Genomic DNA, 12,483 nt, shown 5'->3' with positions numbered 1-12,483 from the left:
CAAGGGCAGAGACAAGAAAACCCGGAGGTCCGCGATGCTGACGCAGGCGCGCAAGATGTTTTACCGCGCCCGCGGGTATTATGCAGGCAACCTGAACGGTGAGCCGTTCCGTCTGGACCCCTATCATTCGAAATTCTGGCGCAAAGCCTCGTCCGGCATGTGGGAGCCGGAAACATTTTCTGTGTTGGACAAGTTCCTGTCGCCGGACCGTGATTATCTGGATATTGGCGCGTGGATTGGCCCGACCGTGCTCTATGGCGCGAGTCGTGCCCGGCACGTGTGGTGTTTCGAGCCCGACCCGACCGCGTTTCGCTATCTGGCATGGAATCTGGACCTGAACGACATTCACAACGTCTCTGCCTTTGGCGTAGCGCTGTCGGATCAGTTCGGTGTTGCGCGTATGGCCTCGGTCCGGGGCGAGCCCGGCGATTCCACCAGTTCTCTGCTGCATGACGGCGCGCATGGGTCGGACGCGCTGACCATCGCCTGGGACCAGTTCGAGGCCGTGAATGACCTGTCGGACGTCTCGCTGGTCAAGATGGATATCGAAGGGGCGGAATTCTTTGTGCTTCCAACCTTGATGTCATGGCTGGAAATGCACCGCCCGACAGTTCTTTTGTCGCTACATGCGCCTCTTCTGGACGAAAAAGACAGGTTGAACAAAACGGCTGAATTGCTTGAAGCCCTGTCATTTTATGGTCGTCTCTGTGACGATCAGGAACGACCCATCAGCAAGGACGATCTGCTGTCCCCGAGCGGTTTGTCAAAGTACCACACAATTCTGCTCTCCAAGTAGAATTTTTGGCGGCATATTCCCGCATAGGGTGAAAATTGAGTTGCACCTCAGCACGTTTCAGGGCGATCTGATCGCACTTTAATTGAACGTGAGTAAGAGTTTATGAAAACTATTTTGCTGGCCTGTGCAGGGTTGTTGCTTGCACAAACCGCTTGGGCAAATCCGGTTGAATACAAATGTGAAATCACAAGGCCCGATAGCCACGGATGGATTCCACCCGAGTATTATTTTCAGATAGATCCCGATACGGGTGGTGCCAAGGTTCTAAGCAGCTACCACGATTGGACCAACGCCAAGCTGAAGTCCAAAAACCCGGAAACCTATCGCTTGCTTTGGAATGTTACCCTGCGCTCCAGCGAAGGTCAGACCCTTCGCATGAAATACCAGGCGAACCTGGACCTGACAAAAAGCAGTGTAAGGGTGCGCGCAAGTTTTGCGCATGTCGGCGCTGCGAATAAACCTTTTGGATCCGGCATCTGCCACGTTTATCAAGGCTGAAATTGCCCCGGTCAGACCGGGGCAATTTACACTAGTGATCAGTATACACCGACCTCACTGCCCGGTTGCGCGGCAACCTTGAGCAGTTTGAACACGTAATCCGCAGCCGAACGGAAGCAGACCACGCGGAAGGTTTCCGCGTCGTCCATCCAGAACGCGCCCGCCACCTGCGCCAGACGCGAACGGCGGATCTGACCGGGTTGGAACGCCTCGGCCGACAGCTCGACCGGGGCCAGTTTACCCAGCACTTCGCGCGCACTTGCGCCCGAGATGCTGAACACCGCCCGTGCGTCCGAGACATTCACCGCCAGCGAATGGGTGTCGCCCAACGCTTCGGTCATCGCGGCCAGTTTGGTGTTCACCTCGGCATAGGGCACCAATACCAGCAATTCGTCAGACGACATCCAGCAGACGCCGGTGTCCCCGTTGACGAATGCCTCGCGCTGACCGGGCACTTTCTGCCCGGTGGCGTCCTTGACGGCCTTGGCCAGCACCTTGTCGGACAGATCGCCGCGCAGGGTGATCATCCCCTGCAGGCCGCATTCCGCGACCTTGGCAATGCCGTCATAGCTGGCGTGGTTCAGTGCGCTGATGGGTTCAGACATTCTGCTTCTCCCCGTCCTTGTCGAAGAAGATCGGATCCACGATCTTGGCTTTGTAGGTTTTGCCGTCGGTTCCCGGGAACTCGACAATCTCGCCCATCCGGTCGGGGCCGTGCTTGATCAGGCCCATGGCGATGCCTTTACCCAAATTGGCCGAGTAATAGGTCGAGGTCACACGCCCGATCATGTTGCGCTGACCGTTGGCATTGACGCCCTCGCCCACTGCATAGGCACCGTCAGGAATGACAGAACCATCCACAGTCTCAAGCCCCACCAGTTTCCAGCGCTCGGGATCGGCCATATGGGTGCGCGTGTGGGCGCGCTTGCCCAGATAGTCCTCTTTCTTTTTCGACAGCGCCCAGTGCAGCCCCAGATCCTGCGGGATCACCGTGCCATCGGTCTCGTCCCCGATCATGATAAAGCCCTTTTCGGCCCGCAGGATGTGCAGACATTCGGTGCCGTAAGGCATCACGCCGAATTCCTGCCCTGCATCGATCAGAGCGTTCCAGAACGCCTGACCCTGAGATGCGGGAACCGCGATCTCATAGGACAGCTCGCCCGAGAACGAGATGCGATAGGCGCGTGCGTCGAACTCGCCGATCTTGCCGTCACGCCATTCCATGAAGGGCAGCGCCTCTTTCGACAGATCCATGCCGCCGCCCGCTTGCGCGTTCAGCTTGTCCAGCACCTTGCGGGCGTTGGGGCCAACCACGGCAACCTGAGCGTATTGCTCGGTCACGTTGGCGACGTAGACTTTCCAGTCCCACCACTCGGTCTGCAGCCATTCTTCCATGTGACCATGGATACGCTCGGCCCCGCCGGTGGTGGTGTGGCACAGCCATGTGTCCTCGTCGATCCGCGCGACAACACCATCGTCGATCAGGAAGCCGTTTTCCGAACACATCAGACCATAGCGGCATTTGCCGATCTTCAGCGTGGACATCATGTTGGTGTAGAGCATGTCCAGGAATTTACCCGCATCGGGGCCTTTGACGATCAGCTTACCCAGCGTCGAGGCGTCCAGCAGGCCGAGGTTCTCGCGGGTGTTCTTCACCTCGCGATTGACTGCGTCATGCACGGATTCACCGGGACGGACATAGGCATAGGTCCGACGCCAATGGCCGACCGGTTCCCAATCAGCGCCATTGCTGTCGTGCCAGTTGTGCATCGGGGTCTGACGGATCGGCTGGAACACCTCACCGCGCGCTTCGCCGCCGATCGACGCCAGCGAGATGGGCGTATAGGGCGGACGGAAGGTGGTGGTGCCAACCTTTGGAATTTCCGAATCCAGCGCATCCGCAAGGATCGCCAAGCCGTTGATGTTGCTCAGCTTACCTTGGTCGGTTGCCATCCCCAGCGTGGTATACCGCTTGGTGTGTTCGACGCTTTCATAGCCTTCGCGTGCCGCCAGTTGGACGTCGGACACTTTGACGTCGTTCTGGAAATCCAGCCAGGATTTCATGCGCAGTTGGATGTCGGCATTGGCCGGCATCAGCCACACCGCCGCCATCGGAGCCTCAGCCGTGACGTCACCCACGGGCGCGGAGCCTTTCTTGGCCGCGAACCCGGCTGCCTTGGCTGCCGCCTTACCCGCCGCATCCGCGTCGGTCAGAACGTCACCCAGCGCCAGCGGCCCGTTGGACGACCCCGCCGCCAGCACGAACCCTTCGCCATCGGCCCCCAGCGGAGGCCGCGACGGATCGGGGCGGAAATGCGCGTTGGCGTCATCCCAGATCAGCTTGCCACCGCAATGCGACCACATGTGCACGACCGGAGACCAGCCGCCCGACATGGCGACCGCGTCGCATTCGACCTCTTCCCGTGCACCACCGATGCCGTCCTGATTGCACAGGGCAACTTTCTTGACGCGCTTGCCGCCCTTGACCTTGGCAATCGCCTTGCCGGGATCAACGCGGATACCCAGTTGACGGGCTTCTTCAGCCAGCGGACCAGCCGCTTCTCGGGCATCGACCACGCGCAACACGTCAACGCCTGCTTTTTTCAGGATGATTGCAGTGCGATAGGCGTCATCGTTGTTGGTGGCGACGATCACGCGCTCGCCCGGGGTCACGCCCCAGTTCACCACGTAATCGCGCATGGCCGAGGCCAGCATAACGCCCGGCACATCGTTGCCCGCGAAAGACAGCGGACGCTCGATCGCGCCGGTGGCGGTCACGACCTGTTTCGCGCGGATGCGCCACAGGCGGTGACGCGGGCCTTGCGTGCCCGGCGTGTGGTCGGTCAGACGCTCGTACCCCAGCACGTAACCGTGGTCATAGACCCCCGCCCCCATGCAGCGATTGCGCAGAGTGACGTTGTCCATTGATTCAAGCTCGGAAACCAATTTCTCCACGAACTTATCCACAGGCGCGTTGTCAATGGTGCCGCCATCGACAGGCGCACGGCCACCCCAATGGGCGGTCTGCTCGATCAGCATCACTTTGGCACCGGATTGCGCAGCCACTTTCGCGGCTTGCAGACCGGCGACACCGCCGCCGATCACCAGAACATCGGTGAAGTGATAGAAATGCTCATAGGTGTCGGCGTCACGATTGTCCTTGTCGGGCGCTTTGCCCAGACCGGCAGACTGGCGGATGATCGGCTCGTAGACGTGTTTCCAGAACGGTTTGGGATGGATGAACGTCTTGTAATAAAACCCGGCCGGCAGAAAGCGCGACAGGTGCGTATTGATCGCGCCGATGTCGAAGTCCAGATTGGGCCAGTGGTTCTGCGAGATCGAGGTCAGGCCGTTGAACAGCTCGGTCGTGGTGGCGCGCTGGTTCGGCTCGAACCGGTTGCCCTGCCCCAGACCGACCAGAGCGTTCGGCTCTTCCGCGCCGCTGGCGACAACGCCGCGCGGACGGTGGTATTTGAACGAACGGCCCATCATCATCTGATCATTGGCCAGCAGAGCCGAGGCAAGCGTGTCGCCCTCGTACCCCTGCATCGAGGTGCCGTTGAAGGTGAATGTGACCTGTTTCGACCGGTCAATCAGCCGGCCTTGATTTGCGAGACGGGTGCTCATGTTGCGGACCTTTCGCAGGCGGAATTACGGGTGGCTGGGCGGATCATTCGAACTCTCTCCAGGTCCAGCCGGGGCGCTTGGCGGTGATCGCTTCGCGGATTTCTTTGGGCGGCTCGGTGGTTTGGGCCGAATAGGTGCCGAAGACTTCGAGCGTGCTGGTGCAGCGCGCGGCGTGGAACCACTTGCCGCAGCCATTGGCGTGACGCCAGCGTTCAAAGTGAACCCCTTTGGGGTTTTCACGCATGAACAGATAGTCGTGGAACTCATCATCCGACGAGCCGGGGCCATAGCGCTTCAGATGCGCTTCGCCGCCAGCGGCCAGTTCGGTTTCTTCGGCGTCAACGCCGCAATAGGGGCAATTCAGGATCAGCATGTGGTCATCCTTCGTTTCGGTCGGTTGGCACGGGACCAACCAAATGTCTTTAATGAGGCACCTTTGGGCGAGGCCCTTAGTGTGCGACCCCGGCGGCGACGCTTTCGTCGATGAACCGACCTTCTTTGAAGCGGTCCAGCGTGAAGGCTTCGGTCAGCGGCGAGTGACCCGTGGCCATCAGCTGTGCCATGCCCCAGCCCGAGCCCGGAATGGCCTTGAAGCCCCCGGTGCCCCAGCCCGCGTTGATGAAACAGCCCTGCAGCGGCGTCTTAGACAGGATGGGCGAGCGATCACCGGTCATGTCCACAATGCCACCCCACTGACGCAGCATCTTCAGGCGCGAGATCATCGGGAAGGTCTCGACCAGAGCGCGGACGGTTTCTTCGATATGGTGGAACGAGCCGCGCTGGGTGAAGTTGTTGTAAGCGTCAGTACCGCCGCCGATCACCATCTCACCCTTGTCGGATTGCGACATATAGCCATGCACGGTGTTGGCCATCACGACCACATCCATGCAGGGTTTGATCGGCTCGGAAACCAGGGCCTGCAGCGCAACGGCCTCGAGCGGCAGATGGAAACCCGCCATCTCAGCCAGCTGACCGGAATGACCCGCAACCACGATGCCCAGCTTGTCGCAGTCGATTGCACCTTTGGTGGTATCGACACCAACCACGCGGCCATTGTCCTGACGCACGCCGGTGACTTCGCATTGCTGGATGATGTCCATGCCCATGGCCGAACACGCACGGGCATAACCCCAGGCAACAGCATCGTGGCGCGCAGTGCCGCCGCGCTCCTGCCACAGACCGCCCAGAACCGGATAGCGTGGACCTTCCAGATTGATGATCGGGACCAGCTGTTTGACGCGCTCGGGACCAATCCATTCAGTCTTCACGCCCTGCAACGCGTTCGCGTGCGCCGTGCGCTGATAGCCGCGAATCTCGTGCTGGGTCTGCGCCAGCATGATCACTCCGCGAGGGCTGAACATGATGTTGTAGTTCAGATCCTGGCTCAGATCCTCATACAAGCCGCGCGCCTTTTCATACAGCGCCGCCGATGGGTCCTGCAGATAGTTCGACCGGATGATGGTCGTGTTCCGACCGGTGTTGCCACCGCCCAGCCAGCCCTTTTCGATCACGGCCACATTCTGGATGCCGTAGTTCTTTCCCAGATAATACGCAGTCGCCAGACCGTGGCCACCCGCGCCAACGATGATGACGTCGTATTTCTTCTTGGGCTCGGGCGAGCGCCACGCGCGCTCCCATCCGGTGTGATAGCGCAGCGCTTCGCGCGCTACAGCAAAGGCTGAATAGTGTTTCATAGGCGAATCCATCCGGTTCGGTGATTGGACGAAGATATGCCGCGTAACGACAGTATTCCCCTGCCACGCAACGCCGTAATATCGCACTATTGCGACATAGCCCCCATTATTGCGACATGAAGTCGGCTCGCGGCCATTTGTCCCTTTTTTCTGGCGGTCCAGAGGTCTAAGTCAGGGCAGCGATCTTGGAGATAAAATGACCTTCTGGGCCCTTATCATTCTGACAGCTTTGCTGATCACGTTGCTTCTTGCCTACTCGATGCTGCGTGGTCAAAAAACGCGCGAGCCAGCCGCGGCATACGACCTGCGCGTCTATCGCGAACAGCTTGCCGGAGTTGACCGCGATCTCGCCAGAGGTGTGATTGCTCAGGCCGACGCGGAACGCATTCGCACGGAAATTTCGCGACGCATTCTGGCAGCAGACGCACAGATGCAAAAACAGACAACCCAGAGCGGCGCACCCCGCTGGGTCACGATCACTGCGATTTTAGTGGTGGCGACAGTTCTGGTTGGTGGTGGCGCATGGATGTATCAGCGGACCGGTGCCGCCGGTCTGCCCGACCAACCCTTGGCGCAGCGCATAGAGAGGGCCGAGGTTTTGCGCGCAGAGCGGCCCAGCCAGTCTGAGGTCGAAGCGGAATTGCCATCTGCGCCTCAGCCACAGTTGGACGAAAGCTATGCCAACCTGTTGCAACGTCTGCGCGATACTGTGGCCGAACGACCCGATGACCTGCAGGGCCATGTTCTTCTGGCGCAACACGAGTCGAATGCGGGTAACTTTACTGCGGCTTACAGGGCGCAGGAGCGTGTCATTGAACTGTCTGGCCCGACGGTTTCAGCAGATGCCTATTCACACTTGGCCGAAATGATGATTCTGGCCGCAAACGGATATGTCTCGCCCGAGGCGGAAGAAGCGCTGAGACAAGCCTTGTCGCGCGACCCCCGACATGGCCCGGCGCAGTATTACTTGGGGCAAATGATGGCGCAGCTGGGACGACCGGATATCGCCTACCGCATATGGGTGGACACCCTGCGGGATGCCCCGGCGGGGGCACCTTGGGCCGATGCCATTCGCGCGCAACTGGATGATCTGGCATTTCGGGCAGGCGTTTTCAATCCTCCGGACATCCCTTCTGCGTCAACGCCTTCGGGACCCAGCCAAGACGATATCGACGCGGCGGCAGAGCTGTCCACCGAAGAGCGTCAGGAGATGATCCGCGGGATGATCGACCAATTGTCGGATCGACTGGCCACCGAGGGCGGCACGCCCGAGGAATGGGCGCAATTGATCAATGCCCTCGGCGTGGTCGGAGATCGGGAACGCGCGGCGGCCATCTATGAAGAATCCCTCACTGTATTCGCTGGAAACGAAAACGCGTTGAAGACAGTTTCCGCTGCTTCTCAACGCGCCGGAATTTCGCAATGATCCACGACGTATTCGAAGACTTTGCCGCGTCGCTGCCCCCTATGACCGCCCTTATGGGGCTTGATCTGGGGGAAAAAACAATCGGTGTCGCGGTGTCCGACCGAATGCGCGGTGTTGCCAGCCCTCTGGAAACCGTGCGTCGAAAGAAATTCACCCTGGATTCGGCTCGACTGCTGGAACTCATCGCAGATCGGGAAATCGGGGGGCTTTTGCTGGGTCTGCCCAAGAACATGGACGGCACAGAAGGTCCGCGCTGCCAATCCACACGTGCATTTGCGCGCAACATGGCGCGTCTGACGGATATACCTATCGGGTTCTGGGACGAACGGCTCAGCACAGTTGCGGCAGAAAAAGCACTGTTAGAGGCGGATACGACACGAAAACGTCGCGGACAGGTTATTGATCACGTCGCCGCCGGTTATATCTTGCAAGGAGCGCTGGACAGGCTGCGCTTTCTTTAGGATCGGGAAACGCCAATGACGAACATGGTTTGGAAAAGGAATGAGGTCGAAAGCCCTTGTATCCAGATCTGCGTCGTGCACCCGACCGAACGTATCTGCACCGGCTGCTACCGCACGATCGACGAAATCTCGCGCTGGTCCAAAATGGACAGCTCGGAACGCGCCGAGATCATGGAAGCCCTGCCCGCACGCAAGCCGCAACTCGCGAAACGGCGCGGCGGACGCTCGGCCCGTTTGAACAAATCCTGAAACTGCCCACATGGTCTGGCTGAGCCTGCGCTGCCGCGGGTCGGTCTGAACTTCGAGGGGGTAAAGTCCAGCGACAAGTGTCGAGTGTGTGGCAACCCGCAGCAGCGCTCTTCAGCATTGGTGCTTTCCCGCAGTGGTATCACGGAAAAACACTGGCAACATACGCCTTTGTTGACTCTGCAATCAACAAAAAGAAGCGCGTATATTTTCTGACTTAACGTCAGAAAAGTCCGCACTTTAACCGGTTGAAATCTATCACCCCGCCGACAGCCAGGATTTGGCGTTTTGATACTCTTCCGACGGGAAAAACTGCGTCCTTGCCCCAAGGATATGGCTGGCGACCCTTTGCGCCAGATGCTGCCAGGCCTTGTCGCCAACAATCGCCGCCCGGTCGAGCATTCCTACATGCCCACGCGCAAGACGGAAATGTGCCGCCAATGCGGTCAATCCCTGCCACCCGTCAAATTCCCGCAGGTCGATCAGCAGACGGAACCCCTCTTTGGCACTGAGTAAACCGTCCAAATCCGTCTCGGCCTTCTGATATTCCTCTGGGTCCAGCTTGCCCAACAGACTGATCTGCACGCAGGGGCCGCCCAAATCGGTCACGTGGATCGAGCCGAGCGACTCGCGCATCCAGCGTCTGGCGGTTTCGATTTCCGAAAGTTCGAATACCTGCATCGGGCACGGCATAATCGGCGCGGCAAATCGCACGCTCGTCTGTACCCAGCCCTGATCGGCCACCACTGCAATTCGGTCAAACCCGCGCCAATGGCTTAGCCCCAGCTTGGTGTCCGACCAGGCGGCCCCGATGTCGTATCCCTTGAATTCCGGCTGAACCACAGCCATCAGGCGCACCGTGTCATGCTCGGCCAACGCTGCTTCGATGGCCGGTATAAGTGCGTCGTTGTAATCGCTGCTGGTGACTTCGCCCGACAATTCAACTTCGATCAAGGCACCATCTGAATTCGTATGGATCGTCATCATCGAAAAACCTCCTAACCTGAACAATGTCGGGAGGTTACGGAGTTTCTATCCACTCGGCTACTCCCCCGGCGAATTCGGGGCGAAAATAGGCGATCATCCGTCCATCCGAACCAGCCGCGGCGCTGTCTGGCCATGGTGCCACGCCGTGCAGACAGTGACGATGCAACAGATAAGCCTCGCCCGGCTTGGCTGGCAGTTCGATGCGGCGGCACATCTCGAAAACGTCGCGGCGGGCGGCCTGATAGATGTCGGTGATATCGACTTCATGCATCATTTCTTTTGGCGTGTCCTGCAACGCCTTGGCAAAGGCGGGGCCCAGAATTTTATGACTGCCCTCCCACAGGACCATTGGCGACGCGTTGTCGCTGACTTCCGTCAGGGGAATGCCAAGGATCCACGCATGCGGCTCGTCCACACGGCGTCGACGATCCGGTCCGGTTGGACGCAGCCCATCCACATGGGCGGCATCGCGGTTCAACCTGTACCGACCAGCCGCCTCGCTTTCACCCCGCCGTGGACGCGGGTAGCCGGGATAAATGATCGAGACCTGCCCTTTGTGCAGTGGCAGGTCGCCGTAATGTTCACGGATGAAATCCATGGCCGCCCCGGACAAATCCCCGGACTGACCCACCCTGCCCCGTTCGTCATTATCCAGCGCATCTACACCGATGAACCACGTGCCTTCGCAATCCAGCCACTCGGCATGGGCCGGGTCCAATATCGAAGCGCGCGCGGCGGGAAGCGCATGCGTCAGCCAATCCGCAAGGGCTGGATCAAAGGGGAATTTCACCCAACCCGATTGCCAAAAATCGCTCACAGCCCCAATGCTTTGCGCAGCATATTCAGGGCGACAAGTGTCAGGAACACGGCAAATACTCGTTTCAGAGGTTTCGGGTCCATCGCGTGCGCCAGTTTCACCCCCCAAGGGGCCGTGATCATCGTCATGGCAACAACGATCGCAAAAGCCACAAGGTTGACCGCACCGATCGTCAGCGGAGGCCGATGCTCGGGCGCGATATCAAGAAACAGAAACCCAAGAACAGAGGGAACCGCGATGATGACACCAAACCCGGCGGCTGTTGCCACAGCGCGGTGAATGGGCGTGTTGAACAGGCTCATCAGCGGAACGCCGAAACTGCCCCCGCCGATCCCCATCAACACAGACAAGAACCCGACGCTGGGCGACAGAATGGCACGGCGGATACCTTTGGGCATGGCATCACCCAATCGCCACTCGGACTTGCCAAGGCCCAGATAGGCCCCGATGACCATCCCCAGAACACCAAACAAAGCCTGAAGCGCTTCGGTCCGCAGCGTTGATGCCACCATCACGCCAATGACGGCACCCACGGCGATCCCCGGCCCCCAGCCGCGCAGGATATCCCAGTCCACGGCACCTTTCTTGTTATGCGCCAGAACCGAGCGGATCGAGGTTACTATGATCGTCGCCAGCGAGGTTGCCAGACACAACTGCATCAGTTGCGGCCCGCCGTAGCCCAGCGTTTGAAAAGCATAGAAAAAGGCGGGAACCAGAACGATGCCGCCCCCCACGCCAAGCAATCCGGCCAGCACACCGGCCAGCGCCCCGATCACAAGCAAAAGGCCCAACATCTGGGCCAGCAACATCGTTTCGGGCATTCTTCCCCCATACCGGCTTAATCGCCGTAACCTAGTTCACCACCACCTCGGCCAGAGGCGCAACACGCTCGAGCGCCTGTAACATAACCTCGGGGCCAGCCCCGTCATGCACCGCGCCTTCGGACAAGGTCCGCCGCCAGGCCCGCGCGCCGGGGCGACCCGCAAACAGACCCAGCATATGGCGCGTGATTTGGTGCAAACGGCCGCCTTCGGCAAGGTGCCGTTCAACATAGGGCACCATTTTTTGAACGACATCAACCGGATCAGCCGCTTGCCCGGACCCAAAGATAAGATGATCAGCCCCGGCCAGAATGTCGGTAGGCTGGTGATAGGCAGCCCGCCCGATCATGACCCCGTCCAACCCGGCATCCAGATGGGCCTTCGCCTGCTCCAGCGAGGTAATGCCGCCATTGATCGAGATGTGAAGCGCGCCAAATTCCGCCTTCATGCGGTGGACGAGATCATAGTCCAGCGGTGGAATATCCCTGTTTTCCTTGGGGCTAAGCCCCTGCAACCACGCCTTGCGCGCGTGGATCGTCACGCGGTTGCACCCTGCATCGCGTATGGCGGTCAGAAACGCGGGCAGGACCTCTTCCGGGTTTTGGTCGTCCACCCCGATCCGGCATTTGACGGTGACTTCGACGTCAACCGCTTCTTGCATCGCGGCCACGCATTCCGCAACACGAGCCGGGTTTTTCATCAGCACGGCACCGAACGTACCTGATTGCACCCGATCCGAAGGGCAGCCGCAATTCAGGTTGATTTCATCATACCCGGCCTCAGCGCCCAAACGCGCAGCCTGTGCCAGTTCCTGCGGGTCAGACCCACCGAGTTGCAGCGCAACCGGATGCTCTTGCGGGTTATAATCCAGCAAATGCAACGCCCCACCCCGCACCAACGCGGGGGCGGTGACCATCTCTGTGTACAACAAGGTCTGCGCGCTAAGCAGCCGATGCAGGTAACGGCAATGCCGATCGGTCCAATCCATCATCGGGGCGACAGACAGGCGCGCTGCACGCCAAATTTCGGCGCGCGATGGCTTATTGATCTCAGTTGCGTGCGACATCTTTCCTGACTTTCGCCATGAACTTTAACGAGGCGATCCGTTTC

General features: G+C 59.6%; 13 protein-coding genes. 5 read left to right on the top strand and 8 right to left on the bottom strand.

The features are described 5' to 3' along the window. The first annotated feature begins 34 nt into the window (after window positions 1-34). A complete protein-coding gene (locus ACR0MS_RS02220) occupies window positions 35-796 on the top strand; it encodes an FkbM family methyltransferase (protein ID WP_480568489.1) in 762 nt (253 codons plus the stop codon). Window positions 797-898: 102 nt separating this feature from the next. Further along, entirely contained in the window at window positions 899-1,294 is a 396-nt protein-coding gene (locus ACR0MS_RS02215; RefSeq protein ID WP_480568485.1) for a hypothetical protein, read from the top strand. Between the two features lie 38 nt (window positions 1,295-1,332). On the opposite strand, the gene ACR0MS_RS02210 is transcribed toward ACR0MS_RS02215, so the two are convergent. The 4 genes from ACR0MS_RS02210 to ACR0MS_RS02195 form a co-directional block, all read right to left on the bottom strand. Next, complete coding sequence (locus ACR0MS_RS02210; RefSeq protein ID WP_480568483.1) at window positions 1,333-1,899, bottom strand: sarcosine oxidase subunit gamma; 567 nt, start codon at window positions 1,897-1,899, stop codon at window positions 1,333-1,335. Continuing rightward, window positions 1,892-4,921 carry a sarcosine oxidase subunit alpha family protein gene (locus tag ACR0MS_RS02205; RefSeq protein WP_480568480.1) on the bottom strand — a complete coding sequence of 1,010 codons (3,030 nt, stop codon included), beginning with the start codon at window positions 4,919-4,921 and terminating at the stop codon, window positions 1,892-1,894. Before ACR0MS_RS02205 ends, ACR0MS_RS02210 begins: the two co-directional genes overlap by 8 nt. Window positions 4,922-4,964: 43 nt before the next feature. Then, complete coding sequence (locus ACR0MS_RS02200) at window positions 4,965-5,294, bottom strand: sarcosine oxidase subunit delta (RefSeq protein ID WP_480568477.1); 330 nt, start codon at window positions 5,292-5,294, stop codon at window positions 4,965-4,967. A gap of 76 nt (window positions 5,295-5,370) precedes the next feature. Continuing rightward, complete coding sequence (locus tag ACR0MS_RS02195) at window positions 5,371-6,615, bottom strand: sarcosine oxidase subunit beta family protein (RefSeq protein WP_480568474.1); 1,245 nt, start codon at window positions 6,613-6,615, stop codon at window positions 5,371-5,373. 196 nt (window positions 6,616-6,811) lie between these two features. On the opposite strand from ACR0MS_RS02195, the gene ccmI reads away from it, so the two are divergent. From ccmI to ACR0MS_RS02180, 3 genes are read left to right on the top strand one after another with little or no spacing between them, the layout of a single operon-like run. Then, complete coding sequence (gene ccmI, locus ACR0MS_RS02190) at window positions 6,812-8,041, top strand: c-type cytochrome biogenesis protein CcmI (protein ID WP_480568471.1); 1,230 nt, start codon at window positions 6,812-6,814, stop codon at window positions 8,039-8,041. Beyond that, on the top strand, window positions 8,038-8,502 hold the full coding sequence (gene ruvX, locus ACR0MS_RS02185) for a Holliday junction resolvase RuvX (protein ID WP_480568467.1): 465 nt from the start codon (window positions 8,038-8,040) through the stop codon (window positions 8,500-8,502). Before ccmI ends, ruvX begins: the two co-directional genes overlap by 4 nt. 15 nt (window positions 8,503-8,517) lie before the next feature. Then, window positions 8,518-8,751: a DUF1289 domain-containing protein gene (locus ACR0MS_RS02180; RefSeq protein WP_180886640.1), complete on the top strand. Its 234-nt coding sequence runs from the start codon at window positions 8,518-8,520 to the stop codon at window positions 8,749-8,751. Between the two features lie 255 nt (window positions 8,752-9,006). Here ACR0MS_RS02180 and ACR0MS_RS02175 read toward each other — a convergent pair whose 3' ends face one another. The 4 genes from ACR0MS_RS02175 to dusA are packed head-to-tail and all read right to left on the bottom strand — an operon-like array spanning window position 9,007 to window position 12,439. Then, the gene (locus ACR0MS_RS02175) at window positions 9,007-9,735 is read right to left on the bottom strand and encodes a SpoIIAA family protein (protein ID WP_480568464.1); all 729 of its coding nucleotides are present in this window, start codon (window positions 9,733-9,735) and stop codon (window positions 9,007-9,009) included. Between the two features lie 34 nt (window positions 9,736-9,769). Beyond that, window positions 9,770-10,552 (bottom strand): hypothetical protein, encoded by a 783-nt coding sequence (locus ACR0MS_RS02170; protein WP_480568461.1) that lies wholly within the window; start codon window positions 10,550-10,552, stop codon window positions 9,770-9,772. Further along, a complete protein-coding gene (locus ACR0MS_RS02165) occupies window positions 10,549-11,373 on the bottom strand; it encodes a sulfite exporter TauE/SafE family protein (protein WP_480568458.1) in 825 nt (274 codons plus the stop codon). The genes ACR0MS_RS02170 and ACR0MS_RS02165 overlap by 4 nt, the downstream gene beginning before the upstream one ends. A gap of 31 nt (window positions 11,374-11,404) precedes the next feature. Further along, the gene (gene dusA, locus ACR0MS_RS02160; protein ID WP_480568455.1) at window positions 11,405-12,439 is read right to left on the bottom strand and encodes a tRNA dihydrouridine(20/20a) synthase DusA; all 1,035 of its coding nucleotides are present in this window, start codon (window positions 12,437-12,439) and stop codon (window positions 11,405-11,407) included. Between the last annotated feature and the right edge of the window lie 44 nt (window positions 12,440-12,483).

This window comes from Ruegeria sp. CJ2 (assembly GCF_056536745.1).
This window is presented reverse-complemented; position numbering and strand designations above follow the sequence as displayed.

Excerpts from the sequence above, each read along its gene's own strand:
- ACR0MS_RS02220 (WP_480568489.1), top strand. The coding sequence starts at position 35 with ATGCTGACGCAGGCGCGCAAGATGTTTTACCGCGCCCGCGGGTATTAT.
- ACR0MS_RS02215 (WP_480568485.1), top strand. The coding sequence starts at position 899 with ATGAAAACTATTTTGCTGGCCTGTGCAGGGTTGTTGCTTGCACAAACC.
- ACR0MS_RS02210 (WP_480568483.1), bottom strand. The coding sequence starts at position 1,899 with ATGTCTGAACCCATCAGCGCACTGAACCACGCCAGCTATGACGGCATT.
- ACR0MS_RS02205 (WP_480568480.1), bottom strand. The coding sequence starts at position 4,921 with ATGAGCACCCGTCTCGCAAATCAAGGCCGGCTGATTGACCGGTCGAAA.
- ACR0MS_RS02200 (WP_480568477.1), bottom strand. The coding sequence starts at position 5,294 with ATGCTGATCCTGAATTGCCCCTATTGCGGCGTTGACGCCGAAGAAACC.
- ACR0MS_RS02195 (WP_480568474.1), bottom strand. The coding sequence starts at position 6,615 with ATGAAACACTATTCAGCCTTTGCTGTAGCGCGCGAAGCGCTGCGCTAT.
- ccmI (WP_480568471.1), top strand. The coding sequence starts at position 6,812 with ATGACCTTCTGGGCCCTTATCATTCTGACAGCTTTGCTGATCACGTTG.
- ruvX (WP_480568467.1), top strand. The coding sequence starts at position 8,038 with ATGATCCACGACGTATTCGAAGACTTTGCCGCGTCGCTGCCCCCTATG.
- ACR0MS_RS02180 (WP_180886640.1), top strand. The coding sequence starts at position 8,518 with ATGACGAACATGGTTTGGAAAAGGAATGAGGTCGAAAGCCCTTGTATC.
- ACR0MS_RS02175 (WP_480568464.1), bottom strand. The coding sequence starts at position 9,735 with ATGATGACGATCCATACGAATTCAGATGGTGCCTTGATCGAAGTTGAA.
- ACR0MS_RS02165 (WP_480568458.1), bottom strand. The coding sequence starts at position 11,373 with ATGCCCGAAACGATGTTGCTGGCCCAGATGTTGGGCCTTTTGCTTGTG.
- dusA (WP_480568455.1), bottom strand. The coding sequence starts at position 12,439 with ATGTCGCACGCAACTGAGATCAATAAGCCATCGCGCGCCGAAATTTGG.